Annotated in this window: 13 protein-coding genes; 5 read left to right on the top strand and 8 right to left on the bottom strand. The window is 67.2% G+C overall.

Going from position 1 to position 26,890, the window contains the following annotated elements; all coding sequences use genetic code 11:
* Positions 1-44: 44 nt before the first annotated feature.
* Positions 45-3,362, bottom strand: a complete 3,318-nt coding sequence (gene lysX, locus ACFWMR_RS25915; protein WP_378380223.1) for a bifunctional lysylphosphatidylglycerol synthetase/lysine--tRNA ligase LysX — start codon at positions 3,360-3,362, stop codon at positions 45-47.
* Between the two features lie 244 nt (positions 3,363-3,606).
* On the opposite strand from lysX, the gene panB reads away from it, so the two are divergent.
* The 3 genes from panB (at position 3,607) to pip (ending at position 6,838) form a co-directional block, all read left to right on the top strand.
* Positions 3,607-4,482 carry a 3-methyl-2-oxobutanoate hydroxymethyltransferase gene (gene panB, locus ACFWMR_RS25910; protein ID WP_378380222.1) on the top strand — a complete coding sequence of 292 codons (876 nt, stop codon included), beginning with the start codon at positions 3,607-3,609 and terminating at the stop codon, positions 4,480-4,482.
* A gap of 338 nt (positions 4,483-4,820) precedes the next feature.
* The gene (locus ACFWMR_RS25905) at positions 4,821-5,795 is read left to right on the top strand and encodes a hypothetical protein (protein ID WP_378380221.1); all 975 of its coding nucleotides are present in this window, start codon (positions 4,821-4,823) and stop codon (positions 5,793-5,795) included.
* 89 nt (positions 5,796-5,884) lie between these two features.
* Positions 5,885-6,838 carry a prolyl aminopeptidase gene (pip, locus tag ACFWMR_RS25900; protein WP_378380220.1) on the top strand — a complete coding sequence of 318 codons (954 nt, stop codon included), beginning with the start codon at positions 5,885-5,887 and terminating at the stop codon, positions 6,836-6,838.
* Positions 6,839-6,886: 48 nt separating this feature from the next.
* Here pip and ACFWMR_RS25895 read toward each other — a convergent pair whose 3' ends face one another.
* Together ACFWMR_RS25895 and ACFWMR_RS25890 are read right to left on the bottom strand one after the other, a co-directional pair.
* On the bottom strand, positions 6,887-7,387 hold the full coding sequence (locus tag ACFWMR_RS25895; RefSeq protein WP_378380219.1) for a HEAT repeat domain-containing protein: 501 nt from the start codon (positions 7,385-7,387) through the stop codon (positions 6,887-6,889).
* Between the two features lie 11 nt (positions 7,388-7,398).
* Positions 7,399-16,944, bottom strand: a complete 9,546-nt coding sequence (locus ACFWMR_RS25890; protein WP_378380218.1) for a polymorphic toxin-type HINT domain-containing protein — start codon at positions 16,942-16,944, stop codon at positions 7,399-7,401.
* Between the two features lie 437 nt (positions 16,945-17,381).
* Between ACFWMR_RS25890 and ACFWMR_RS25885 the strand changes: the two genes are divergently transcribed.
* On the top strand, positions 17,382-20,378 hold the full coding sequence (locus tag ACFWMR_RS25885) for a PQQ-dependent sugar dehydrogenase (protein WP_378380217.1): 2,997 nt from the start codon (positions 17,382-17,384) through the stop codon (positions 20,376-20,378).
* Positions 20,379-20,424: 46 nt separating this feature from the next.
* Here the strand turns inward: ACFWMR_RS25885 and ACFWMR_RS25880 are convergent, their stop codons facing one another.
* The 5 genes from ACFWMR_RS25880 to ACFWMR_RS25860 all read right to left on the bottom strand — a co-directional run bounded on the left by ACFWMR_RS25880 (position 20,425) and on the right by ACFWMR_RS25860 (position 25,973).
* A complete protein-coding gene (locus tag ACFWMR_RS25880) occupies positions 20,425-21,231 on the bottom strand; it encodes an ABC transporter permease (protein ID WP_093934513.1) in 807 nt (268 codons plus the stop codon).
* A gap of 9 nt (positions 21,232-21,240) precedes the next feature.
* Positions 21,241-22,125: an ABC transporter permease gene (locus ACFWMR_RS25875; RefSeq protein WP_378380216.1), complete on the bottom strand. Its 885-nt coding sequence runs from the start codon at positions 22,123-22,125 to the stop codon at positions 21,241-21,243.
* Between the two features lie 76 nt (positions 22,126-22,201).
* Positions 22,202-23,407, bottom strand: coding sequence for an ABC transporter substrate-binding protein (locus ACFWMR_RS25870; RefSeq protein ID WP_093934515.1), 1,206 nt, complete (start codon positions 23,405-23,407; stop codon positions 22,202-22,204).
* A 29-nt stretch (positions 23,408-23,436) separates the two neighbouring features.
* Entirely contained in the window at positions 23,437-24,531 is a 1,095-nt protein-coding gene (locus ACFWMR_RS25865; protein ID WP_378380225.1) for an ABC transporter ATP-binding protein, read from the bottom strand.
* A gap of 20 nt (positions 24,532-24,551) precedes the next feature.
* Positions 24,552-25,973 carry a gamma-aminobutyraldehyde dehydrogenase gene (locus ACFWMR_RS25860; RefSeq protein ID WP_378380215.1) on the bottom strand — a complete coding sequence of 474 codons (1,422 nt, stop codon included), beginning with the start codon at positions 25,971-25,973 and terminating at the stop codon, positions 24,552-24,554.
* 158 nt (positions 25,974-26,131) lie between these two features.
* Here ACFWMR_RS25860 and ACFWMR_RS25855 point away from each other — a divergent pair, with 158 nt between their 5' ends.
* Positions 26,132-26,875 (top strand): FadR/GntR family transcriptional regulator, encoded by a 744-nt coding sequence (locus ACFWMR_RS25855; RefSeq protein WP_093934518.1) that lies wholly within the window; start codon positions 26,132-26,134, stop codon positions 26,873-26,875.
* Positions 26,876-26,890: the final 15 nt, after the last annotated feature.

Below are 26,890 nucleotides of genomic sequence, written 5' to 3'. Positions count from 1 at the left end.
TTAGTGAGGCTAACGAGCGATAGCAAAGGTCCCCTGCTCCCCCGCTACCCCTGCGGCCGCACGAACGGGAAAAGCACCGTCTGCCGGATCGACGCTCCGGTCAGCATCATCAGCAGCCTGTCGATGCCGATGCCGAGCCCGCCGGTCGGCGGCATGCCGTGTTCGAGTGCGAGCAGGAAGTCCTCGTCCAGTTCCATCGCCTCGACATCCCCACTCGCCGCGCGCAACGACTGGGCCTCCAGCCGCCGCCGCTGTTCGAGCGGGTCGGTCAGTTCGGTGTAGGCCGTGCCGACCTCGGAACCGAACGCGATCAGGTCCCAGCGCTCGGCCAGCCGTGGGTCCACGCGATGTTGTCGCGTCAGCGGCGAGACGTCGGTCGGATAGTCGGTGTAGAAGGTCGGCAGCACGGTAGCGCCTTCGACCAGGTGCTCGTGCGCCTTCAGCACGAGATCACCGTGCCCGGCCTCCTCGTTCACCGGCACTCCGGCGGCACGGCACAGCCGTCGGAGTTCCTCGACGTACGTCCCCGAGTCGATCTTCTCCCCGAGTGCCGCGGAAACGGCTTCGTGCACCGGGATCACCGGCCAGTCACCGGAGATGTCGTACTCGACGACGTTCCCGTCCGGCCCCGGACGGCGAACGACCTGCGCGCCGTAAGCGGCTTCCGCGGCGTGCTGCACGAGTTCGCGCGTCAAGTTCCGCATGGTGTTGTAGTCGGCATACGCCTGATATGCCTCCAGCATGGTGAATTCCGGGTTGTGCGTCGCGTCGACGCCTTCGTTGCGGAAGTTCCGGTTCAGCTCGAAAACGCGCTCGACCCCGGCCACACACAGGCGTTTCAGGTACAGCTCGGGGGCGATCCGCAAGTACATCCGCATGTCGTAGGCGTTGATATGGGTGATGAACGGGCGGGCGTTCGCGCCGCCGTGCACGGTCTGCAGCATCGGCGTCTCGACTTCGAGATAGTCGCCCTGGTGCAGCCTTTCCCGCACCGCGCGCACCACTGTCGAGCGCATCCGCAGCATCGCCGTCGAGTCCGGGTTCACCGCGAGGTCGAGATAACGCTGCCGCACCCGCGTTTCCGGGTCCGTGAGGCCCTTTCGCTTGTCCGGCAACGGATGCAGGCTCTTCGCCGTAACGGTCCATTCGTCGACGAGCACGGACAGCTCACCGCGTCGCGATGTCACTACCCGCCCGCTCACGCCGACGTGGTCGCCGAGGTCGACGCCCCGCCGCCATCCACCGAGGTCGAGCACGGAGGCGTCGAGCATCAGCTGGATCTCGCCGCTGAAATCCTTGACTCGCGCGAAACAGAGCCCGCCGAGGTTGCGCATCGCGAGCACCCTGCCCGCGACGCGGACCCGGTGATCGGTGTGCGTGTCCGGGTTCAGGCTGCCGAACTTCGAGACGACGTCGCCGAGAAGGTCCTCCCGGGCGAAACCGACCGGATAGGGGTCGATCCCGGCTTCCCGCAAGCTGTCGAGCTTCGCCATCCGCACGCGGACCTGGTCGGGTCGCCGCACCTGTTTCGGCGCCGGGGTGGCCGCGTTCGCGTCGATCCGGTGGACTTCGGCCACGAATTCGTCCGTGACCGTCTCCAGTTTCAGTGCCCGCCCCGACCGTCCCGTCGGGACGAATCCTTCGAGCGCGCCGGCGACGATACCGACCCGCGGCAGCCGTCGAGCCGAGGAATAGCAAAGGAATCGCGGTTCCCAGTCGGGTCCGTACTTGGCGTTGGACCGGTAAAGCGATTCCAGCTGGAAGAACCGTGACGCCATGCTGAGCACGCCACGCCACGCACGCAGCACCGGGCCCGCGCCGATCCGCTCCCCCTCGGAGAAGACCGCACGGAACATCGCGAAGTTCAACGAAATCCGTTGTGCGCCAAGGTGTGAACTCGCCGCCACCACCTCGGCGACCATGTACTCGTTGAGCCCGTTTTCGGCGTCGCGGTCGCGCCGCATCAGGTCGAGCGACAGACCTCGACGGCCCCACGGAACGAACGAGAGCATGCCGCGAAGCTCGCCCTTGGCGTCGTACGCCTCCACCATCACGCTGCGGCCGTCGCTCGGATCACCGAGCCTGCCGAGCGCCATCGAGAACCCGCGTTCGGTCTCGGCGCCGCGCCACTGCTGCGCGTGCAGCAGCAGCCTGGCCATCTCGTCGGCCGGAATTTCGCTGTGGCGCCGGACTTTTGTGGTGTATCCGGCTCGTTCGATCCGTTTGACCGCTTGGCGGACCGAGCGACGCTCCGGTCCGGCGAGGCTGAAGTCGCGGACGTCGAGGACCGCTTCGTCACCGATCTCCAGCGCGCGCAGGCCCGCGTCGGCGTAGACCTTCGCGCCGCGTTCGCTCGCGCCGAGCACACCGGGAGTCCAGCCGTAGGTGCGCGCCTCGTTCAGCCAGGCGCGGATCGCGTCCGGCCAGGCGTCGGGATCGCCGAGGGGATCCGCGCTCGCGACGCTGGTGCCCGCGAGCACGCGGTAGGCGACGGCGGCGCGGCCGTTGGGCGAGAAGACGACACTCTTTTCACGCCGGGTGGCGAAATAGCCGAGAGAGTCGTCTTCGCCGTGTTCGGCAAGAAGGCGACGTACGCGCAGTTCTTCCTCGTCTGTCCTCAAGCGACGGCTGCGCACACCGCGGAAAAGAATGTACAACGCGGCCGTCGCCACGGCTGTCGCACTGAGGTCGAGGACGAGGTCGAGCCAGGCGGGTCCTTCGCCGATGCCGACCTTGCGCAGCTGGATGTTCTCACCGGTCGTGTGGTTGACGACCCACGCGAATCTCGCCCAGGTGTCCACGAGACGTCCCGGGAAGGCCTCACTCAGGCCCCAGCCGACGAGGATGACCGCGGCCAGGCCGCCGAACAGCATGGTGAAACCGTCGCGCCAGGCGCCCGGCGCGAGGCGGGCGGGGAACGCGGGACGCAGCATCCAGAGGAACGCGAACATGCCGATCGAGATCAGGTCGGCGACGGCCAGCACCCACACCTGGTGCGGAATGTGCCGGACCTGCCATGGACCCAGTTTCAGCAGCTCAGGCCACCAAAGCAGGGCGGCCTGGAAGGCCAGCGTCACCGCGAGGCCGCCGATCTGGAACAGCAGCAGAGTGTAGAGAGCCGCACGTTTGCGACGGCGGAGCGCGGCGCCGAGAACGACGAGCAGCAGGACGATGACGAGGCTCGCGTTCGTCGGGATGCTCAGCGCGGAGAAGGCGAAGTCGCCGACCCTGAGCACCGGCCCCTTGACGCCGCCGGCGAGGAGAAGGATCACCGAGAACACGGCCGCGAGCTGCACGAGAGTGGCGACGATTCCGCCCGCCCTCGCCTTCCACGGCGAGACACGGCTCGCTGGGTTTACCATTCTGGCCTTTCGCGGTACTCACAGGTGATCGACAGCTGCTCTTACTTGACGTCACACAACCCCGTGTGGTTGTCAACGAACATCATCCTCTGGTCTGAATTTCATCCACCACAGGCGTGACGGCCCAGTGTGAAGCTGGTCGCAGGACCTTGGGGGCGGTATCCCCGCGTGTCACGCTTTGAGATGTACAGCTCCACGACCCGGGGACCTCTTCGAGGCCTCGAGGGAAGGACGGTCGACAAAGATGTCTGCCACCGAAAAGGATCCCGGCGAACTCGTCGCTCCATACGGTACCGGCGCGGCGCCGCAGAGTACGTCCGGCAAGAAGGTCCGCGTACATCATCTTCGTGACATGAAGGAGCGCGGCGAAACCTGGCCGATGCTCACCGCCTACGACATGTACACCGCCGCACTGTTCGACGAGGTGGGCATACCCGTGCTGCTCGTCGGGGATTCCGCGGCGAACAACGTCTTCGGCTACGACACGTCGCTCCCGGTGACCGTGGACGAACTGCTTCCGCTGGTGCGCGCGGTGACCCGGTCGGTGAAACGGGCGCTGGTGGTGGCCGATCTACCGTTCGGCTCGTACCAGCTTTCGCCGCAGCAGGCGCTGGAGACGTCGGTGCGGTTCATGAAGGAAGGCCGCGCGCACGCGGTGAAACTCGAAGGCGGGCGGAAGTTCGCTCCCCATGTCGAGGCGCTGACGTCGGCCGGCGTTCCCGTGATGGGACATATCGGATTCACGCCGCAAAGCGAACACAATCTGGGCGGCTATCGGGTCCAGGGACGCGGCGAAGCGGCCGACGGGCTGCTCGCCGACGCGCTCGCCCTGGAGGAAGCCGGCGCCTTCGCGGTCGTCATGGAGATGGTGCCCGCCGAAGCGGCGAAGCGGATCACGCACGAACTGAAGATCCCGACCGTCGGCATCGGCGCCGGGCCGGACTGCGACGCGCAGGTGCTCGTCTGGCAGGACATGGCTGGGCTCCGGCGAGGCAAGACCCCCCGCTTCGTGAAGAAGTACGCCGATCTCGCCGGCGTGCTGGCCGGGGCCGCGTCGGCGTTCGCGGAGGATGTCCGGCGAGGCGAGTTCCCGGCTTCGGAGCACTCGTTCCACGACTAACCCGCCCCTGACCTGCAAAAAGAGAGCAAGGGACCTTTGCTATCGCTCCCGCCGAGGAGGGCGATAGCAAAGGTCCCTTGCTCTCTCCGGGGGCGTGTGGATTCGCTCATCCACACGGCCAGTGCGCGGGGTACGGGGTGTGTGGAAATAGGGACACTCAACGTCCCTATTTCCACACACCCACCGCCTAGGCGCCGGGCCACCAGGCGCGACCCTCCTTTAGTTGTTCACGTATATGAACTTCAATCATGTCCTTGACTCGCGTTCGTAAAGAGGCTTAACGTCTAGCCCGTCGCCGCCACGACCGAGCTTCGATCCCTCGACGAGGAGGACCACGGATGCGTGTTCGTGAGCGGGTTCTGGCCATCACGGCCGGTGTCACCCTGCTGTCGACGCTGGCCGCGTACCCCGCACAGGCCGCGACGGTCCGCGTAGGGACTTCGGAGCAGCTCTCGACGGCGCTTGCTTCGGTCACTCCGGGCACCGTCATCGAGCTAGCGGCCAACACGACCTTCGCGGGCAACTTCAAGGCGGCGAAGAGCGGCACGTCTGGCAGCCGGATCACACTGAAGGGGCCGCGAAGCGCGATCATCAAGGCTTCGGCCGGGCGCACCCTCGAACTCACCGGCAGCTACTGGAACCTGACCGGCTTCACCCTCACCGGTGGCCAGAAGGGCCTGATGGCGACGGGCGTCAAGAACACCGTCGTCGACGGCATCAAGGTCGCCGGCGTCGGCCACGAAGGCATCCACTTCCAGTACACGAGCACCGACAACGTCGTGAAGAACTCCGAGGTGACCGACACCGGCCGCGAGTACGCGGGCTACGGCGAGGGCATCTACTTCGGTTCCGCGAAGGGCAACTGGCCCGGCGGCACACCCGACCGCAGCGACCGCAACAAGGCGCTGAACAACAAGATCGGCCCGAACGTGCGAGCCGAGTCGATCGACATCAAGGAAGGCACCACCGGCGGCGAACTGCGCGGCAACGTCTTCGACGGTGCCGGCCAGAGCGGCGAGCACTTCGCCGACAGCTGGGTGGACCTGAAGGGCAACAACTACGTGGTCGCGGACAACCGGGGCAGCAAGGTCTTCGTGCACGACGCGACCTACGGCGGCTTCGAGGTCCATGTCCAGCTCGACGGCTGGGGCCGCGACAACACCTTCTCCGGCAACACCGCGGACGTGCGGTCCAGCTACGCGTACGGCTTCTATCTAGTGAAGGCCGCTACGGGGAACAAGGTCTGCGCGAGCAACAAGGTGACCGGTGCCGGAAAGGGATTCGCGAACGTGGCCGCCACGGCGGGCTGCTGACGCGATCGAAGACCGGGGGCCCGCTCAGCCCGGCGGCGGGGGCGGGCCCCCACCCTTCGCGCACGCGCCGATTCGGGCACAGTGGTCGTATGGACGACCTCTACCCGCCGATCCATGTACGCGCCGAGGGCACGCTCGACGTAGGTGACGGGCACCGGATCTACTGCCAAGAGGCCGGGAACCCGGACGGCAAACCCGTGGTCGTCCTGCACGGAGGCCCTGGTAGCGGCATTTCCCCCATGGCCAGGCGGCATTTCGATCCCGAGACCTACCGGATCATCTTGTTCGACCAGCGCGGTAGCGGCCGCAGTACTCCGCACATCGGCGAACCGGACGTCGACCTCTCGGCCAACACCCTCTGGCACCTCGTTTCGGACATGGAAAAACTACGCGAAAGGCTGAATCTCGAGGAGTGGCAGGTCTTCGGTGGATCATGGGGCGCGACCCTCGCCCTCGCCTACGCCGAGACCCATCCGAGCCGCGTCACCGAGATCATCCTGCGCGGCGTCTTCACTGTCCGGCGCAGCGAACTCGATTGGATCTACGGCGGCGGCGCCGCGAACCTCTTCCCCCGTGAGTGGGAAGACTTTCTCGCGCCGATACCCGAAGATCGCCGAGGCAACCCGATGTCGGCCTACCGCGAACTCGTCTATCACCCCGACAAGGCGATCCGGGAGCGTGCCGCGATCGCCTGGAGCACCTGGGAAGGCGCGATCGTGAGCCTGCGCCCGGATCCGGCGTTCCACAATCAGTACGCGTCGCCTGGCTTCGCTGTCACCTTTGCGCGGCTCGCGCTGCATTACTTCTGCCATGGTGCGTGGCTTGAGGAAGGACAGTTGATCCGGGAAGCCGGGAAGCTGTCCGGGATTCCCGGTGTGATCGTGCAGGGACGGTACGACGCGGTGTGCCCGCCGGTGACGGCCTACGAACTGCACCGGGCTTGGCCGGACTCGAAGCTGGAAATCGTTGAAGCGGCAGGGCATGCGGTGACGGATCCGGGGATGCTGGCGGCACTTCGGGAGGCGACGGATTCCTTTCGCTGACATGACCCGCTGCCCGATCGAGCACGATGGGCAGCAGGTCACCCACTGCTACTTCCGACGACGGCGTTCGAGCTGCGCCTGAGCACCTTCCCTGACTATCTCACAATCCGAGTCGAGTGCGCGGGTCAGAGCCTGTTCAGCCTCCGGCCCCGCGATTTCCCCGAGTCCCCAAATCGCTTTGGTCGCAAGCGCGCGAGACTCATCATAGTCGAGGTAATCCGGTACCCATTCGGTCGCAAGGTAAAGCGCGTCGACAGCCAAATTTGTCTTCAGTCGCCCCAGCAGAGTGACCACGTCTTCGTGTTTCACATGCCAGTCCTCGTAGAATAGCCTCAGCAGCGGCTCGATGTGGTCATCCGAGATACCGAACGAGAAACAGACGACAACAGCTGCTTCGACTTCCCTTCGTTCACGCGACTCGAACGACTGCCTCAGCAACCGCACTCCGAGCGCCTTGCCGTCCGAATCCCCGAAATGCCGGAGCACCTCGTCGGGTTCCGCGGCCCTGCCGACTCCCGGCATACGCATGAGCGAAAAGATCAGTTCCATTTCCTCAGGCTTCATTTCGCGACTCGCGCCCAACCGAGAATGCGATCATTGAATACGTCGAGCGCGGCGCCCCGCCCGAGGCCGATATTGAAATCATCTCCTTCTCCCTTGAAGAAAGCAGATTTCTTGGCCCACCCCTTGGAGACCAACGGCATCCCGGGGAAGGCGCTCGAAGCTTGATCCGAAAAGTCTCGAACCCCGATTTTCGCCAGGGCATCCAAGGTTCCTTTGCTCGTGGTGAACTGAACCATCACTCCGTCGTAGGCGGACGAGAATGACTTCCTGGTCGAGATGAATGTCTCGGCAGTCGCAGGAACTCGGCCGGTGGCCTCGAACTGATCGAAGTGCTCTTTACTCATCGTCCGATAGTATGTCTCGTCGCAATTGTGCGTGAGGACCGGTGTCTGGCCTGCGACGACGAAGTAAGTGTGGTCCGTGTCGACGGTCAGGTTGTAGACCCGCCGCTCCTCCGACCAAGACCGCGTCCCCGTAACAGTGGCGTCCCGGTGATCCCCGGTCTCGAGCCGATGCCCGGCCTTCAGATCGATAGCGTGCGACCACCGCTTCTCCGACTCGACCCAGAACGGATGCTCGTCCGTCGCCACCATGGACCCGCGATCGGCACCACTCGCGACACCGACTTCCACCAGGGTCCGCTGGCTCGCGTGCGAACGGGCATCCGTCACCACCCGGACAGCGGTGCGCCCCGTCGTCGGATCCTTCGCCAGGACCTTGTCCCCGACCTTGACGTCCTTGATCGGCTTACGGGATCCGTCGCCCATCACCACCAGCGTGTTCGGATCGAAGCTGTTGCTGGTCGCGCACTTCCCGGCAGGGCTGCTCGACGACTCGTCGTGGTGCTTGCCCCGTCCCTTGTTCCGCCCGGCCAGACCACCCACGCCGGAAAGCAGGTCCTCCGGAGAGACGCCCGACTGAGCGATCTCCGACACCGCCGTCACGGTCTCCGCGACGTTCAGGACGACGTTCCCGTCCCCGACCACCTGCTTCTTGAAGAAGTCGAACACCTGGCCGGAATCCTGCACATTGGCCTTGAACGACTGCACGATCCGAGCCGGCACCAGGGGCGACGAAGACACCATGTCCGTCCCCTTGAAGACCGGTTTCAACGCCGCCTTCAAAGTCGGGATCGGATTCCGCTTCGCCGCCTTCTCCGCGGCACCACGGGCAGCCGCCGCGACGGCCTTCTTCTTCGCCAGGATCGCCGCGGCTCGTCGTGCCGCGGCCGCGGCGGCCGCTGCGGCGGCCTTACGTGCGGCCGCGACGGCGGAAGCCTTGCGAGCGGCGGACGCGGCCGCGTCACCGGCGGTTCGGCGGGCCGCGCCGGCGACGTCGTCGCCATAGCGGCGACCGAGATCGATGGCGTCGTCGGCGTACCGGCCGGCCCGACGGCCGCCGCCGATGAAGTCGCCTGCCTTGCGTGCCCACTTCGCGGCCGTCGCGGCGTTGCCACCGAACGGGATGGCGCCCGCGGCGGACCACGCGGCGTTCTCCCAGTCTCCCTCCACCGCGTAGATCGCGGCGTTGGCGAGGTCGGCGATCTCACCGATGCCGGGGATCATGCCCGCCACGTCCAAGGCGGTGTGCACGATGCCGCCCGCCTTGTCCCACAGGTCGCTGAACCAGCCGTGACCGTCCGGGTCGAAGAAGTTCAGCGGCGAGCCGAGGACGTACGAGTACCGGTTCGCGCTGATGGACGGCGAGAACGGCAGCTCGATGCTGTCGCGGGAGGCGAAGGTGCCGGATCCCGGCTGGTACCACCGCGCGCCCATGTTGACGTTGCCGTTGTCGGGATCCGTCCAGTCGCCCTGGAAGCCGACAGATCGCGCGGCACCGGTCGACGCGATCCGCTTGCCGTACGGGTCGTACGCCGTCGAGTCGACGACACCACCCGACGCGGGCGCCAGGGCACCGACGACGTCGCCGTGCCGGTCGGAAAGCGTGAGCCGGGAGTCCGAGCCCTGCGAAAGCGACAGCAAGGAACCGTCGGGACCGCGACCGAAGCGTGAACTACCGTCGCTGACCGCGTCCCTTTCCATGCCCGCGTAGGAGAACTGTTGGCCGCCACGGGTCGCGAGGCGGTCGAGATCGTCGTAGGTGTACTCGGTCGAACCGAACTTCACCAACCTGTCGAAGCCGTCGAAGGAGTACTTCTCCTCCAGACCCGACGAGGTGCGCGAAGCCAGCGAGCCGCGCGGCGAGTACGCGTAGGTGTAGTCGCCGTCCGCGAGGACGCGGTTCCGTTCGTCGTACGTGGCGTTCTTGGCGCCCGCCTTGACCCGGTTCCCGGAGTCGTCCCAGCCGTACTCGGTCGCCTTCCCCGCGGGGTCGGTCCACGAGAGCATCCGCCCCTGGTAGTCGTAGGAGTAGCTGTTCTGCCCCGAACCGGCCAGCCCCGTGGTGCTCTTCGTCTTGACCCGGTCGTTGGGGTCGTAGGTGTAGGCGATCGAGGAAAGGACCGTGCCGTCGGCTTCCTTGAGGACATCGGACTTCGGCCGCGCGAGGTTGTCGTAGTCGTAGGTCCGGACCCGGCCCCCGCCGTAATCGACGGTCTTGACCTTCCCCGCCTCGTTGTAGCCGTACGTGAGCCGGCCACCGGTCGCGCCGTCGGTGACGGAATCCAGCCGCCCGTTGAGGTAGCCGTAGCCGGTGGTCCCGGCAGCGTCCTTGCGAGTGCTGAGACGCCCGGCGGCGTCGTACTCGAACGACGAGTTGCCGGAGGTTCCCGTCGCGGTCAACAGACCGCCACGGTCGTTGTAGGTGAATCCGTTCTGACCGGCCACCATCAGCCGGCCGTCGGCGTCGTAGGCACGCTCCTTGGTCTTCGTCTGCGCTTCCGCGCCCGAACCGGACTCGGTGAGCATGCGGTTGAGAGCGTCGAATGTCCGGTCCCGGGTCACGTTGCCGGGCGCGGTCAGCCGCGTCGCGTTCCCCGCCGCGTCATAGGACTGGGTCCAGGTCCGGTCCGCCGCCGCGGGGTGCGCGGTGGTGGACGGCTCGATCACCGACTCCGGCAGATTCAGGCTGTTGTAGGTGAAGACCGTCTTGTTCGCCCGGCCGTCGGTGAACCTGGTGCGGTTCCCGGCCGCGTCGTACCCGAAGGACGTCGTGATCGACTTGCCGTCGGCGACGGGTTCGACCTGGTTCGACAGCCGGTTCGCCGCGTCGTAGGAGAAAGTCGTGACACGCTTTTCCCAGTCCTCGGCCGTCTTCACGTTGCCGGCGAGGTCGTAGGTGAACTTGCGTTCCCGCAACGCGGGTTTGGTGGGATTCCAGTCGGCGTCGACGTCGAACTCGGATACCCGGCGACCGGCCAGGTCGTAGTTGAACCGCTTCGTGGCACCCGCGCCGTCCGTCGCCCGGACCTGCCGACCCTGCCGGTCGTAGCCGGCTTGGGTCTTCACTCCCGCCGGGTCGAGCGTGGTGATCAACTGGTTCAGTTTGTCGTAGGTGCTCGTGGCCTTCTCGCCGGCCGGGTTCTCGACCAGGACGACGTTGCCGGCGTCGTCGTAGCGGTACTTGGTGGTGTAGTTGACCTTGGTCGTGGCCGGTTTCGGAAACCGCTCCACCGCGGTCGACGTGGCCTTGCGGCCCAGTTCGTCGTACGTCGCTTCGACCCGGGCCCCGGTCGGCGAAGTCGCCGACAGCGGGAGACCGGTCATCGTGTACGAGTACTTCCACACCCCGCCGGCGGTGCCGTCGACCTGCGGATCCTGCCGCTCCAGCAGCCTTCCCAGCTGGTCATAGCGCAGCTCGGTGGTGTGGCTCCGCGCGTCGATCTGCTTGATCACGCGCCCCACGGCGTCGTACCGGAGCTCCTTGCTCGGGGTGATCGGCGCGGTGCCCCCGGGCGGCGTGTACGACGGCAGGCTCGACTTGACCAGCCGGCCGAGCCGGTCGTACTCCGCCGTGGTGACCCGGCCGAGCGGGTCCTTCGTGTGCGTGACCGAACCGAAGGTGTCGTAGCCGGTGACCATGGTCGCCTGTGCGTCGGCGGCCGCGCCACCGCCGGACTCGGTACGGACCTTCGGCCCCGTGGCCCGGATGGGCCTGGCCAGCTCGTCGTACTCCATCGTCGTGGTGAAGGCGGCCAACGGCTCCCGGTCGGTGTTGCCCCGGGGATCGGTCACGCTGACGGGCATCCCGCGCTCGTCGTACTTCCACCGCGTGATCAGTTTTTCTTGACCATTGTGGACGGTCTGTTCGGTGCGCTTCCCCGCGGAGTCGTAGAGGAAATCCGTGGCTTCGGTGACGTTCGCCTGTCCGGCCCCGGTGTTCGAGGGGTTCCCGGACTTCTCCGAGCGGACGACGTTGCCGGCGCGGTCGTAGGTGAAGTGCGTACGACGTTCGAGCCCGCCCGAGTCCTCGTTCGTCACGGTGAGCCTGCTGACGGCGTCGTACTCGTAGGTCGTGGTCCTGTTGCCCGCGGTGGTCTGCTTGGTCAGGTTTCCGGCACCGTCGTAACTGTTGTTCTCCAGCAGGACGTCGCGGACGTTCCCGGTGACCGGATCGCTGTACCCCTCGGCCACCACCTGTGCGATGAGGTCGTTGGCGTAGTAGTTGTTCCGCGTCTTCCTGCCCATCGCGTCGACGTGCAGGATCTGCCTGCCCGACTCGTCGTACTTGAACGATTCGAGCACCGTCGGCTTGGAGTTCCCCGGATCGGTGTCGCCCTCCCCCTCGCCGGGCCTGCCGTCGCCGTCGGCCGGGTCGACCACGCCGCCGTGCCAGCCGTGCAGCCGGACCTCCGCGACCTCGTTCCGAGCCGTGTACGTGTACGACCTCTTCACACCGCTCGCGTCGATCACGAACATCCGGTTGCCGAAGACGTCGAAGCCGTATCGGGTTTCCTTGCCCTCGGGGTTCACGACGTGGACGAGCCTGCCGTGATCGTCGTATCCCCGCGTCGTGACCCGCGGCCGGTCGCCGCCGGTGAGGTCCGAGACCTCTTCCCGCTCGATGTTCCCGTCCTTGTCGTACGACGTCACGGTGCGGGCGGTGTGCTTCACCCCGGTGACGGGGTTCGTCGTCCCCGGCCCGGTCTCCGCGACCACCCTGGAGAACTCGTCGTACTCGTAGGTGGTCTTGATGCCGTCGGGATGGGCCTTCGTGTAGACCGTGGCCGATGTCTTGCGCCCGCCCGCGTCGTAACCGAAGCGGGTGCGCATCCCGTTCTGTTCCTGGATCTCACCGAGATCGCCGGTCCGGTAGTACCGGTAGACCGTGTTGTCGCCGAGCGAGCCGCGCGTCAACGCCGGCAGGTCGGCCGGGACCGGACGGAGCGGCTCGTCGAGTGACGGCTCGGTGCCGTCGGTGTAGGTGTGCGTGACGGAGCCGCCGTCGGGCATCAGCTGGGTGAGCAGGTCGCCCTTGGCGGTGTAGGTGTACGTCGTCAGGAACCGGTTGTCGTCGGCGTTCGCCGACCTGCCGTCCCGGCTCCACACGACCTTGTCGTTCCGCGGGTCCAGTGGATTGGCCGGGTCGAGGAAATAGCCGAAGTACTCGGTCTGGCATTTCGTCGCCATCTGGCAGGTCCGCTTGCTGGCCACGTTCCCGCGCTTGTCGAAACCGAGCACGACCTCGTTGAGGTTCTCGGAGACGATGGTGCTCTGATTGCCCTCGTCGTCGTAGTCGTAGCTGCGGATGCCGTAGCGGGGCTCCTCCGCCGACCCGCCGGGATTGTCTTCCGGACGCACGCCGAGCCCCAGCGGAGTGACCATGCGCAGGATCCGGCCCCGGACGGGGTCGTAGTCGTAGGTGTGGTCGCGGTTCCCCGGATCCGTGAACTTCACGGTCCGGATCAGGTTGTTCTCCTCACCGGTGATCACCGGGGCGCCGAGCCGCCAGACCCCGCCGTTGCGATCGGTGTAGTTCTTCACCCGCTCGTTGACCGTGTCGTACTCGATCTCCGACGCGACCCTGCCGCTGGGCATGACGATCTTGCTCAGCCCTTCGGACGGCTGCGCGGCTTGGAAATGCTCCCGGACCACCGTGTCGCTGAGCGGCTTGCCGTAGACGGCGATCTCGTCGATGGCACCGGTGAAGTACCCGTGATCGTTGGCGGGCTTCGCCGGCCAGTTGCCCGCGATGAACCCGGCCCCGGCGTACACCTTGGTCTGGTTGCCGTGGTCGATCACGCCCTGCTTCGTCCCCGCCTGGACGCCGTCCAGGTGGAGCGTCTGGGTCGCCAGAGCCCCGGAAAGCACCACATGGTGCCATTTGCCGTCGTTGACCGAGGCGGCGGTGCGGATCGGATTGGTCGTGCCGTCGGAGAACTGGCCGTACAGTTTGCCGTCCGTGCCGACGTAGAGCGCCGGGGTGTAGGCGTTCTGGAGCGCGCCGGTGATCTCGTCCTGCTGATAGCCCAGCAGCACACCGGATCCGGTGGTCTTGAACCACAGTTCGACCGCGAGGTCCCTGCTCTTCTTGACCACGCCGTCCTGAAGCTGCAGCACCGAATTCGAGCCGTTGAAGGTCGCCGCGGTGTCGGCCGAACCGGGCAGCGCGCCGGGGGCGCCCAGGACGACGTTCCGGTACTTCCCGTTGTCCTTGCCCCGATTGAAGGCCACCTGGCTGACCGCGACGTCCCCGGTCAGGTCACCGAGCCGCCAGTACGCGTCAGGGGACGCGTCGTTCACGACCGTGCGGAACCTGGACTGGTCCGTGTACTCGTACTGGGTGGAGTTGCCCCTGGGGTCTTCGACCCGCCGCAGCCGGTTTCCTTCGTAGAAGTACTTCCAGTTCCGCACCTGGCCGTTGTTCTCGGTCGCGAAGACACTGGCGACCTTTCCGTCCTGGACCATGAAGACCAGTTGCCGTTCACTGGCGATGTCGAGGACCCGGGACAGGTTGTTCCCGTCCCACTGCACGATCGCGCCGCGCCCGACCCCGTCGGTGTACCCGGTCAGCCTGCCCGACGAGTCGAAGCGGTAGGTGGTCGCGGTCTTGTCGGTGAGCCGCCATCCACCGTCCGATGTGGATGCGAAGTCCGCGAAACGTCCTTGTGGAGGCGCGTAACTGCCGTCGGGGTTGAGGCCGAAGCGCAGTTGCTGCCCGTCGGGATAGGTGACGAGGGTGTTCCCCGCGTAGTCGCGGGCCACCTTCATGTCGAACTTCGTCGCCCAGCCCGTGCCGAACCAGTGGTCACGCCGCGGGTCCAGCGAGTTGTACGTGCGGGTCACGCTCAGTTCGGGGCCCGCTGTCGGGAGCTGGACGTCGACAGCGCTCGAATAGTAGTTGCCCACCATCGGGTCGAAGTCGCGGTCGGATCCGCTGTGCGGCGTCATCGCCATATGCGAGGTGATCGCCGGCTGCGGAACCGCGCTGAGGATGGCACTGAACGGGAGCGGCTCGCTCTCGTTGGCACCGTCGTAGGCGAACGACCGCCAGAGATAGATCTTGTTCCAGAACAGTTTCTTGTCCGGGACCGTCCACGTGGGATTCGACTGGTAATCGGAACTGAAGCAGTCGACGGGATTGTCGTCGTCACCCTTGCGGCACACCTCGAACCGGTACTTCAAGGTGCTGCCGGGCGGTGGGTCGACGTCGATGCCGTTGGCCCACAGCTGCGGTGTCAGCGTCTGCACGGACGCGCCGTTGGGCGGGTACTGGTGCTTGATGAACGGCGGCACGTCGTAGACGTCGAGCCCGATCCGCGCCGGTGCGACCTGGTGGTCGGTGAAGTAGTCCTCGGGTTTGCGGATCATGCTGAAGTCGAGCAGATAGCTGCCCACGTCGATCTTCTGGATCTCGGCGTCGAGTGTCACGGACGCCCCGCGCGCCACCGTGCCGGGCAGCTGGGCGGCCACCGCGGATCCGCGCGCGTTCCCGTTCCGGTCGAAGACGCGGTAGCCCAGCGCGAAATCGGCGGGAGTCCACGCCTGCGCGCCCCGGTTGGTCACGGTGATCTTGACCCTGCCCGAGGCGGCCCGGGTCACCGGGGGCTCGGGGGTCGCGCGGTCGACGCGGTACTCGGCGTTGTACGGCGAGTGGGTCACGTACAGCCGCGGCGGGTTGGCCGTGCCGAACCCGGTGAACCGCTTCCACGCGGCCGGATCGGTCGGGGCCTGCAGGGCGAGGCCGTGGTTGGCCGCGCCGGACGCCCACTGCTGGACGAGCTCCCTGCCGCCGGTGCCCAGATCGACGAGCTCGTGCGCGGTCGGGCAGTTGGACCTGGTCGCCAGTGGCGCCATGTAGCCGTGCGAGAACGTGCCGCTCCCGAGCGCGGCGCCGATCGGCGGCGTCCCGGACGAACCCCAGTCCCCGGTGACCTGGTGCACGTACAACGGGCGGGGGGTGCAGGAACCGGACCAGAAGTTGGTCAGCTGCAACTGGGCGCCGAAGATCCGGTTGTCCTTCAGGTCACCGCCGATCCCGCCGAACCGGAGATAACTCGAAGCCGTCTTGCCGCCACTACGCCCGACGCGCAGCTCTGTCGCGTTGGTTTGCCGCTGCCCGTTCTCCACCACCAGGTTGCCGGTGCTGACCGACTCCTTGACCACGGTGGGGTCGACCCGCACGGGGTAGACCCGCGCCGGGTCGCGCAGCCACGCGGAGTCCAGTTCCACGCGCAGGATCTGGCGGCCGTCGCGGGGCACCAGCCGGTAGGTCACGCCGTAGGACGTCGCGGGCTCGCCGCTTTCCTGGCGGCTCGAGTCGAGCATGTAGCCCGCCGGGACGCGCAGGACGATCGCGCCCGCCTGGTCGACGAAGACCACCGCGCCGTCGACGATCCTCGCTTCGAGACCCTTCAGATCGAGGGCGAACTCCCAGGCGTGCGGAGCGTCGGGGCGCTTGAGGACGAACCATTCCTTGGCCGCGCCCGCGGAGAATTCGACTTGCAGGTCCGCGTTCGGCAGGACGTCGGAGTAGCCGACGGTGGCGCCCTCCGCGCGGCCGGCCGAAGCCCGCGCACCCAGCAGGGTGAAGGCGGCTTCCTGCCCGGCGCCCGGGGTCACCCGCATCGAGCCCGCCGTCTGCCCCATGTGGACCTGGAGCGCGTCACCCGCCTTGCGCCACCCGCCTGCCTGGTCCGGCACCGCGCGCGGGTCCACGACGCCGTAGCCGCCTTCGGGCAGCGGATAGTTCAGCGGGTCCTGGCCGTACACCGTCGTCTGGGTGCCGTCGGGGTTGTCGTAGACGCTGCTGTGCGAGGTGCGCTGCCCCGGCAGTTCCCGGCTCGCCTTGTCGTCGAATCCACGCACCTGCGTGGTGGGCGGCGGAACGGACTTGGCACTGTTGCGCTTGTCCGTCGCGGGTTCGGGGAAGGTCAGCGGCGGGTACTTCGACTGGAGCGAAGCGGCCGTCGCGCGGTTGACCGCGGGCGCGGCGGCGCTGTCGAGGGTCGGCCGGTCCGGAACGTTCTCCGCCGATCCCGACTGCTGCTCGGGCGCGTCGGCCGCGATTTCCGCGTCGTCCGGCGAGGCGAACCGCTGCGATCCCGCCGGCCCCAGCGTCGCGACCAAGGCGACGATCAGCAGCAACGCGAGCATCGCCCGGAGTCTTGCGCGCAGGACAGGTCCACGACGGATCCGCTTCATGACTTCCCCCCTTGGGATGTCCACCCAGGACAGCCCTCGGCTCCTTCAGAGCAGGTCGGTGAGTTGATATTGGTGGGCCGCGAAGAGTCCGGGCAAGTCCCTTTCGCGAAGTTGGGCCGAATGGCCGTGACCGATTGGGCACAGCCACCCAGTCAAACGTGCATCGAACTTCTGTTCGACACCTCAATTAGCACGAAGAAGAGTGGGACTCGTCACAATGCGCCGCCAGGCACGGAACAAATCACGCTTTCGGCCGAATGACGACACGTGGGCCAGCCGCTAGCGTCCGCCTTGCTCACAAACAGAAACGAGGGCGCTGGGGGCGGAACGTCGCGTCGCGTTACAGAATGGGCAACTCTGTCGCGCACTCGCAGTTTTGTGCATTCGTGAGTACTTTCCGCGCAAGGCACTCTCCGTATTCGGAGAAGGAAGGTCCAATGCGGACTCGAAGATCCCTGGTCGTCTCCGCGGCCGCCACGGTGCTGCTCGGCACCGTGGTCACGACAGCGCCCACGGCACACGCCGCGCCGGTGCTGCCCGCGGGGTTCGCCCTGTTCGACACCCCCACCGGCCAGCAAGCCGGTGACCTCACCGACGCCGCCTATCTCCCGGACGGGAGCGTGCTGACCACGGGACGGCTCGGCTCCGTCCGGGTGACCCCGCCGGGCGGCCAGCCGATCCAGATCGCCTCGCTTCCGGTGCACAGCGCGGGTTCGCTCGGTCTCACCGCCATCGCGGTCGCGCCGGACTTCGCCACCAGCCGCGCGGTCTATACCACCCGCGCGGTGCCGACCGGTTCCACCGCGGTGTTCCGTCTCAGCAGGTGGAAGGCGGACGGCGGCGACGTCCCCACCTCGTTGTCGGCGGAGTCCACGGTCCTGGAGATCCCGGTCAACGCCGACAGCAAGGGCATCCAGGACGTGGCCGTGGACCCGTCGGGCACTTCGCTGTGGGTCGCCGTCGGTGACAACGCGGCCGTCCGCTCCCACACCGACGCCACGAAGGACAACGTCGACAAGTTCGCGTTGCGGGCCTTGGACCCGGCCCATCCGACGGGCAAGATCCTCCGGGTCGGCCTCGACGGCCGCGGGGTGCCGGAGAACCCGTTCTACGACTCGGCGGCCACCGAGTCCTGGAAAAGCCGCAACTACGTGAGCGGGCTGCGTGACCCGCGGATCGCGCTCGATCCCCGCGGTGGCGTGATCGTCACGGACATCGGCTGGGCCGCCCGCCACGAGGTCGACCTCGCCTTCCCCGGGCAGAATCTGAAATGGCCCTGCTGGGAGGGGACGACCCAGACGCCGGGCTATCGCGACACGCCGGAATGCGCCAAGGTCGCGAACGTCAAGCCGGCGGGCGAAACGGTGCACGGCACCGCGGATACCCTCGTGGGTGGCGTTCCCTACACCGGTATCTCCTATCCCGCGGCTTATCGCGGAATTCATTTCGTGGCCAACAAGGGTGCGCAGACCCTTTCCACGCTGGGGTTCGACGAGGGGGGCACCGTCACCCAATCCCTCACGACCGTGGCCTCCGCGATCGGTGAACCCGTATCGGTCCTGGCCGCTCCGAACGGTGACATCGTCATGGCCGACACGGCCACCGCGAAGCTGCGCAGGCTGAGCTACAAAACCGCCAACAAGGCACCCCGCGCGGCGTTCACCGCTACCACCGATCCGGCCACCCGCACGGTTTCGTTCGACGCGACCACGTCGGACGACCCTGATCGCGAAGGTCTCGACTACCAGTGGACCTTCGGTGACGGCACCACCGGAACCGGGAAGACCGTGAGTCACCCGTACTCGGCGGGAGACCCCGTGACGGTGAGCCTCGCGGTGAGCGACCCGCACGGCGCGGTGTCGAACGCCAGCCAGACGGTCGTCCCCGCCGAGGCGAGCCCCACGATCGATCTCCTTCCGCCGACGTCGACGGTCTTCTCCGCCGCCGAGACGGTCCCGGTCGGTGCCGACGCGAACGATCCGGCCGACGGACCGCTCACCGTGAACTGGCGCGCGGAGCGGATGCACTGCCCCCGCAACGCCGTTTGTGAGATCAACCAGCTCAGGACCGGCAGCGGGCCCGCGTTCTCCCTGGGTTTCCCGAGCGAGACCGACACCCGTGTCCTGATCACCGCCACCGCGACGAACACCCGCAACGTCAGCACCAGCAAGCAGTACGTCGCGAACCCGCGGCTGGCGCGCCTCGTCGTCGCCGGGAACCATCCGGCCCAGTTCAGGATCGGCCCCAACCAGGAATCCAGCCGCGAAGAAGCCGGCCGCCTGGTGACGGTCGGGGCCCCGGTTCTCATGACGGCGCCGACCGTCTCGCTCGACACGGCGAACTTCGTCAAGTGGGCGGACAACCAGAGCACGGAGCGGACCCGGCAGATCGTCATGCCCGGCGGCGGTCTCGTCCTGCGGGCCGACTATCAGACCCCGATCCAGAAGCGGTACGCCGACGAGGCGCCGCTCCGTGCGCTGGTGGGCACTCCGGTGGGCATCGAGTTCATCGAAGGCGACGGTCACTGGCAGCTGTACACGACAGGCCGTCTCTACTGGACGCAGTTGTACGGCGTGAAGGCCGTCTCCGGGGAGATCCTGACCAAGTTCGTCACGCTCGGCGCCCACTCCTTCCTCGGCTCTCCGTCCACGGACGAGCTGGTGGCCCGGGCGGAAAACGGTCGCTACAACGACTTCACGGGCGGCCCGACCACCGGCGTCGGCTCGATCTACTGGACTTCCAGTATCGGGGCCATGGCCATCTACGGTGGCATCCGGGCCAAATGGCTGGAGGCCAACGCCGAGGCCGGACCACTCGGCTTCCCGACCACGGACGAACTCAGCACGCCCGACGGGATCGGCCGCGTCAACCACTTCTTCAGAAACAACGCTTCGATCTACTGGTCCGCGGCGAGCGGCGCGCACTACATCATGGGCCGGATCTGGCAGAAGTGGGGTTCGCTGGGCTGGGAGACGTTCTTCGGCTACCCGACCACCGACGAGACGGCGACACCGGACGGGGTCGGCCGGTACAACCACTTCAGCGCGAACGGCTCGATCTACTGGTCGCCGTCGACGGACGCCTTCGAGATCCACGGGTCGATTCGCGACCGCTACAAGGCGCTCGGCTGGCAAGACGGCCTCGGCTACCCGATCACCGACGAGACGGGGACGCCGGGTGGCACCGGGAAGTACAACCACTTCCGACAGGGCGGCTTCGATCACTCGATCTACTGGCGCTGGGGCACCAACGAGGCCTGGGAGGTCAAGGGAGCGATCCGGCTGCGCTGGCGGGACCTCGGGTGGGAGACGTCGTATCTCGGCTTCCCCATCAGCGGCGAGTACAACACGCCGACCGGTAAGCGCAGTGACTTCCAGTACGGCTACATCACCTACAACGGAACGACAGGAGCGATCGAAGACCGTCGGTACTGAGTGAACGCCGGTGCGGCCCGCGCGGGTCGCACCGGCGTTTTCGCTGCTACAGCCGTCCGCCCGAAGTCGTGTCGCCGGAAAGGCGTTGCGCCAGATAGACCGGCACCGTCGAAGCCAGGATCAGGACCGCCGCCACCACGTTGACGATCGGTGCCTGGTTCGGCCGGAACAGGTTGTTCAGGATCCAGATCGGCAGGGTCTCCAGCCCGGTCCCGAGGGTGAACGTCGTGACGATGATTTCGTCGAACGACAGCGCGAAGGCCAGCAAGCCGCCGGCCAGCAGTGCCGAGCGCAGCATCGGGAAGGTCACCAGCCGAAACGTCGTGAGCCCGTCTGCGCCGAGGTCCATCGACGCCTCTTCGAGGTTGCCGCCCATTCGCCGCAACCGCGCGACGACGTTGTTGAACACCACCACGATGCAGAAAGTCGCGTGCGCGACGATCGCGGTGAACAGGCCGAGGTCGATGCCGAGGATCGTGCGGAAGGCGTTGTTCAGCGCGATACCGGTGACGATGCCGGGCAGCGCGATCGGCAGGATGATCAGCAGCGACACCTGGTTGCGGCCGAAGAAGCGGTACTTCTGCAACGCGAACGCCGCCATCGTGCCGAGTACCAACGCGATCGCCGTCGCCGCGAGTCCTGCTTGGACACTCGTGCCCAGCGCGTTCAGCGCGCCCTCGTTCTCCGCGGCCCGGCCCCACCATTCGAGGGTGAAGCTCGACGGCGGCCAGCCGAAGGTGGTGTCCGCGTTGAACGAATTGAGCAGGACCACCAGCAGTGGGAAGTAGATGACCGCGAGGCCGAGCACGAGCGCGGCGAGCAGGATGTACTTGGTCGTGCGGGAAAGCCGCATCGCGCGCTCCTACAGGTTGTCCAGCGCACCCGTGCGGCGCACGGCGGCGAGGTAGGCGAGCATGATCACCACGGGCACGGTCGCGACGGTCGCCGCGAACGGCAGGTTGTTGGCGGCGCCGATGTTGTCGTAGACCACGTTGCCGAGCATCTGCGACGTGCCCCCGACGATCTTCACCGCGATGTAGTCGCCCAGCGACAACGAAAACGTGAAGATCGAGCCCGCGACGACGGCCGGGAACGTCACCGGCAGCACCACCGAGCGGAACGTCCGGAACGGGCGGGCACCGAGGTCACCCGACGCGTCCACCAAGGAGTTCGGCAGCCGCTCCAGGCCCGCGTAGATCGGCAGGATCATGTACGGCAGCCACAGATACGACAGGGTGATCACCGTCGCGAGCACGCCGTAGCCGGGGGTGTCGAGGCCGAACGGGTTGAGCAGCCAGTGCAGGACACCGTTGCCGGACAACATGGTCCGCCACGCGTAGGCCTTCACCAGGTAGCTCGCCCACAACGGCGTCATGACGGCGATCACCAGGAGCCGCCGTGCCCTCGGTGAGGCGAATTTGGCCATGTAGAAGGCCATCGGGAAGGCGATGACCGCGGTGACCACCGTGACCAGCGCGGCGATCCCGACCGTCCGGAGGGTGATCGTGCGGTACACCGCGTCACTGAACAGCGTGACGAAGTTGTCCATCGACCATTCGGTCACGACCTGGCCGGTGAAGACGTCGGTCGTCCAGAACGCGGTCACGAACAACGCGGCCAGCGCGCCGAGGTAGGCCAGGCCGAGCCACAGCATCGGCGCGGACAGCAGGATGCTCAGCCGCAGCCTGGGTTTGCGGTACAGGAAGGCGGAGGCTTTCCGCCTCGGCGAATCGAGTGTGGTCGTCATCTTCACTCCACCTGGGGATGGGACCGGGAGCGGCCGGCGTGGGGGGCCCACCGGCCGCTCCCGGAGTTCGGGGAGGTCAGCCCTTGATCTCGGTCCAGGCGCGGGTCCACTCGCCGTAGTCCTTGCACTTGACGTCGGTGCGGCCGTCGAGGCACTGCGTGATCGGCGTCGTCCAGTACTGGATCTTCGAGGCGTACGCGGCGTCACCGGCGTGGTAGGTGTCGCAGTGCTTCTTGTCCTTGGTTTCGGCGCATGCCTTGGGGTTCGAGGGCGATTCGCCGAAGTACTCGGCCACCTGGGCGTTGGCCTTCGGGCTGACGATGTGGTTCAGCCACTTGTAGGAGCACGTCTTGTGCGGTGACTTCGCCCCGACCATCCAGGTGTCCGACCAGCCCGTCGCGCCTTCGGACGGCAGCACCGACTCCACCGGCGCGCCCTCGCTCTTGGTCAGGTTCACCGTCACCTGCCAGGCGGTGCCGAGGACGGCGTCACCGCTCTTGAGCGCCTGGCTTTCCTTCAGGTAGTCCGACCAGTACTCCCCGACCATCGGCCGCTGCTGCTTGAGCAGGTCGACGGCGGCCTGGAACTGCTTGTCGTCCAGGGCGTACGGATTCTTGATGCCGAGTTCCGGCTTGTGCGTCTGCAGGTACAGCGCGGCGTCGGCGATGTAGATCGGCGAGTCGTAGGCGGAGATCTTGCCCTTGTGCGGGCTGTTCGCGTCGAACATGACCGACCACGACGTCGGCGCCGGGTTCACCTTGTCGGTGCGCCAGGTCAGCAGATTCGCGCCCCAGCCGTGCGGCACGCCGTAGGACACGTTGTTCACGCTGTTCCACGGGCGGTTCTTGAGGAAGTCGAAGACGTCCGCGTAGTTCGGCACGAGGGCGGTGTTCACCGGTTCGACGTCGCCGGACGCGATGAGCCGCAGCGAAGCGTCACCGGAGGCGGAGATGACGTCGTACTGTCCGGTCTTCATCAGGCTCACGGCCTCGTCGGAGGTGCCGAACGCCTTGACGTTGACCTTGCAGCCGGTCTCCTTCTCGAACCCGGTGACCCAGTCGACGGCCGGATCGTTCGAGCCGTTCTCCGCGTAACCGGGCCAGGCCAGCACGTTGACCTGGCCTTCCGGCTGGCCGAGCTGCGCGAGCGCGTCGAGTTTCGGCGGGGTGAAGCCCTGCCCGCCGGGCGCGGCGGTGTTCGAGCTCGATCCGGAGGTTCCGCAGGCGGCCACGAGCAGGCCGGCGCCGAGCAGCGCGGCGAGCGCGAGTTTCCTGTTCTTCATTGAACAACGACCTTTCGGTACGGGGAGGGCTAACCGGCTTCGGGGACGCGGAAGCTGTGTTCGTGCCGCCAGCTCAGGCGGACACGGCCGCCTTCGAAGTCCGCGGGTTCGGCGGTGTTCTGCCGGACCACGGAGAGCTGGCCGCCGGCGTCGAGCGTGACCTCGTAGCGCACGGTCGCGCCGGCGTAGACGGTGTTGGTGACGGTGCCGGTCGCGCTGGTCTCGCCGACCTCCGCGGGTTTCGAGAGATCGGCGTCGACGCGGATCTTTTCGGGGCGGATGCTGAACACACCGGGTTTGCCGATGATGTTCTCGGCGCCGCCGCCGCTGAGCAGGTTCGAGGTGCCGACGAAACCGGCGACGAACGCCGACGCCGGTCGCTCGTAGACCTCGACCGGGGAACCGACCTGTTCGATGCGGCCGGCGTTGAACACCGCGATGCGGTCGCTCATCGTCAACGCCTCGTCCTGGTCGTGGGTGACGAAGATGAAGGTGATGCCGACGTCGCGCTGGATCTGCTTGAGCTCGGTCTGCATGGTGTGGCGCAGTTTCAGGTCGAGCGCGCCGAGGGGTTCGTCGAGCAGGAGCACCTTCGGCCGGTTGACCAGGGCCCTGGCGAGGGCGACCCGCTGACGCTGGCCGCCGGAGAGCTGGTCGGGTTTGCGCTCGCCGAACTCGCCGAGCCGGACCGTGTCGAGGGCTTCCTTCGCGCGCTGACGGCGCTCCGCGCGGGGGACGCGTTTCACCCGGAGGCCGTACTCGACGTTCTGCCGCACGGTCATGTGCGGGAAGAGCGCGTAGTCCTGGAAGACCGTGTTGACGTCGCGATCGAAGGGCGCGAGACGGCTGACGTCGCGGCCGTGCAGTTCGATCGTGCCCGCCGTCGGCAGTTCGAACCCGGCGATCATGCGAAGCACGGTCGTCTTGCCGGAACCGGACGGGCCGAGCATGGAGAAGAACTCGCCGGGCGGGATGTCGAGGTCGACGCCGTCGACCGCGTGGACCTGGCCGAACTCCTTGCGCAGCCCGCGCAGCCGGATGGCCGGATCCCCGCCTCCACCTGCGGAAGTGATAGCAAAGGTCCCTTGCTCCCCCTCGGCGGGGGCAGGCGCTTGATGCGGCATGGCGTGCCTTTCGGTGGTCGTCACAGCGCGCTCATCACGTGCTTGACGCGGGTGTAGTCCTCGAGGCCGTAGAGCGAGAGGTCCTTGCCGTAGCCGGACTTCTTGAAGCCGCCGTGCGGCATTTCGGCGACCAGCGGGATGTGCGTGTTGATCCACACGCAGCCGAAGTCGAGCTTCCCGGCCAGCCGCATCGCCCGCTGGTGGTCGGTGGTCCACACCGACGACGCGAGCGCGTACTCGACGCCGTTGGCCGCGGCGAGCGCCTCGGCTTCGGAGGCGAAGCGCTGCACGGTGATGATCGGGCCGAAGATCTCCGTCTGGCTGATTTCGTCGTCCTGGCGGACACCGGAGATCACCGTCGGTTCGTAGAAGTACCCCTCGTCCCCGTGCCGCGTTCCTCCACAGTGGACGATCGCGTGCGCGGGCAGCCGGTCGACGAAACCGGCGACCCGGTCGAGCTGGGCCGCGTTGTTGAGCGGCCCGTAGGTGACCGAGGTGTCGTCGGGCTTGCCGGTGGTCGTCGCCTGCGCCTGCCGGGTGAGGGCGGCGACGAACGTGTCGTGGACTTCGTCGGCGACCAGGACACGCGTCGCCGCGGTGCAGTCCTGACCCGCGTTGAAGTACCCGGCGGCGGCGATGCCTTCAGCGGCCGCTTCGATGTCCGCGTCGGCGAAGACCACTACGGGCGCTTTACCGCCGAGCTCGAGGTGTACGCGCTTCACGTCCTTCGCGGCCGAAGCGGCGACTTCGATCCCTGCGCGCACGGAGCCGGTGATGGACACCATCGCGGGAATCTCGTGCTCGACGAGCGCCCGCCCGGTGTCGCGGTCGCCGCAGATCACGTTGAGCACGCCGGGCGGCAGGAATCCGGCGCAGATCTCGGCGAGGAGCAGGGTCGACGCGGGGGTCGTGTCGGCCGGTTTGAGCACCACGGTGTTGCCCGCGGCGAGCGCGGGGGCGATCTTCCAGACCGCCATGAGCAGCGGATAGTTCCACGGCGTAACCTGCGCGCACACGCCGATCGGTTCTCGGCGCACGAAAGAGGTATGCCCTTCCATGTATTCGCCCGACGACCGTCCTTCGAGGACACGCGCGGCCCCCGCGAAGAACCGCAACTGGTCGACGATCATCGGCAGTTCTTCGGCCGCGGTGAGCGCGATCGGCTTGCCGGTGTTCGCCGATTCGACGAGCACGAGGCCGTCCGCGCGCGCTTCGACGGCGTCGGCGATCTTCAGCAGCGCGAGCTGGCGCTGCGCGGGCGTGGTCTCACGCCAGTGTTCGAAGGCGGCGGCCGCGACCTTGAGCGCGCGGTCGACGTCCTCCGGTCCGGCGACGGCGGCGGTGCAGTACGGGCGGCCGGTGGCGGGATCGACGATGTCGGCGACCGCGCCCGACGCGGATCCGACGTACTCCCCGCCGATGAAGTGCTTCAACTGCTGCACGAGACCTCCAGGGGCCTGGGGGCGTGAGGTGATAGCAAAGGTCCCTTGCTCCCTTGTGGGGCGGCGCGGGAGCTAAAACATATAAGTCCAGATGTTAAATGACAAGACGATGGGGCAAGATTGGTTCCATCGGGTAGTAGTTCGGGCGAAGGGCCACCATGCGCAAGGGGATGTCGCACAGCGCGCGGTCAGCGATGTTCGCGCCGCTCGACCAGATCGGCCGGGCCGAAGCGGTCACCGCGCGGCTGGTCGACGCCATCACGCTCGGGCTGCTGGCCGACTCGGAACAGCTGCCGAGCGAAGCCGAACTGGCCGCCCAGTTCGGCGTCTCGACCGTGACAGTTCGCGAAGCGCTCGTGGCCTTGAGGCAACAGGGGCTCGTGGAGACGCGACGCGGCCGAGGCGGCGGAAGCTTCGTGAAGACACCTGCCAACCCTTCGGCCGCTTCGTGGCGAGAGCGCCTTCGCACGGTCTCGCTGTCAGAGCTTCGTGACGTCGGCGATCACTACCTCGCCATCGCCGGCGCCGCGGCCAAGCTCGCCGCCGAGCGGAGTTCGCCCGAAGACGTCGAGCGGCTCGAACTGGCGACCGAGGACATCCGCACCGCGACAGGCACCGAGGCGTCACGCGCCGAGCGCCAGTTCCACCTCGAAGTCGCGGCGGCCGCGCAGTCGCCGCGATTGACCCGGGAAGAGGTGCAGTTGCAGAGTGAGCGGGGCGGACTGCTCTGGCTGCCGCTCGAACCGCACGGCACCCGGGAAAACGCCTACGCCGAACACCGCGCGATCACCGCCGCCATCGCACAGGGCGACGGCGAGCTGGCCAGAAAACTCACCGAGGAACACATCCTCGACGCGATAGACCGGCTGGCGGACGTGCATTTAGACCTTCTGGCCCCTTAAGCTGCGGCATCCGCG

The organism is Amycolatopsis thailandensis (assembly GCF_042723255.1).
GTDB classification, from domain to species: domain Bacteria; phylum Actinomycetota; class Actinomycetes; order Mycobacteriales; family Pseudonocardiaceae; genus Amycolatopsis; species Amycolatopsis thailandensis.
Note: the sequence above shows the minus strand (reverse complement) of the source record. Positions and strands in the feature narration are given on the sequence as shown.

Bases quoted from the DNA above. Each gene is read 5' to 3' on its own strand.
- ACFWMR_RS25875 (WP_378380216.1), bottom strand. From the start codon at position 22,125: ATGACGACCACACTCGATTCGCCGAGGCGGAAAGCCTCCGCCTTCCTG.
- ACFWMR_RS25895 (WP_378380219.1), bottom strand. From the start codon at position 7,387: ATGGAACTGATCTTTTCGCTCATGCGTATGCCGGGAGTCGGCAGGGCC.
- ACFWMR_RS25865 (WP_378380225.1), bottom strand. From the start codon at position 24,531: ATGCCGCATCAAGCGCCTGCCCCCGCCGAGGGGGAGCAAGGGACCTTT.
- ACFWMR_RS25880 (WP_093934513.1), bottom strand. From the start codon at position 21,231: ATGCGGCTTTCCCGCACGACCAAGTACATCCTGCTCGCCGCGCTCGTG.
- lysX (WP_378380223.1), bottom strand. From the start codon at position 3,362: ATGGTAAACCCAGCGAGCCGTGTCTCGCCGTGGAAGGCGAGGGCGGGC.
- ACFWMR_RS25905 (WP_378380221.1), top strand. From the start codon at position 4,821: ATGCGTGTTCGTGAGCGGGTTCTGGCCATCACGGCCGGTGTCACCCTG.
- ACFWMR_RS25885 (WP_378380217.1), top strand. From the start codon at position 17,382: ATGCGGACTCGAAGATCCCTGGTCGTCTCCGCGGCCGCCACGGTGCTG.
- ACFWMR_RS25855 (WP_093934518.1), top strand. From the start codon at position 26,132: ATGCGCAAGGGGATGTCGCACAGCGCGCGGTCAGCGATGTTCGCGCCG.
- pip (WP_378380220.1), top strand. From the start codon at position 5,885: ATGGACGACCTCTACCCGCCGATCCATGTACGCGCCGAGGGCACGCTC.
- ACFWMR_RS25870 (WP_093934515.1), bottom strand. From the start codon at position 23,407: ATGAAGAACAGGAAACTCGCGCTCGCCGCGCTGCTCGGCGCCGGCCTG.
- ACFWMR_RS25890 (WP_378380218.1), bottom strand. From the start codon at position 16,944: ATGAAGCGGATCCGTCGTGGACCTGTCCTGCGCGCAAGACTCCGGGCG.
- panB (WP_378380222.1), top strand. From the start codon at position 3,607: ATGTCTGCCACCGAAAAGGATCCCGGCGAACTCGTCGCTCCATACGGT.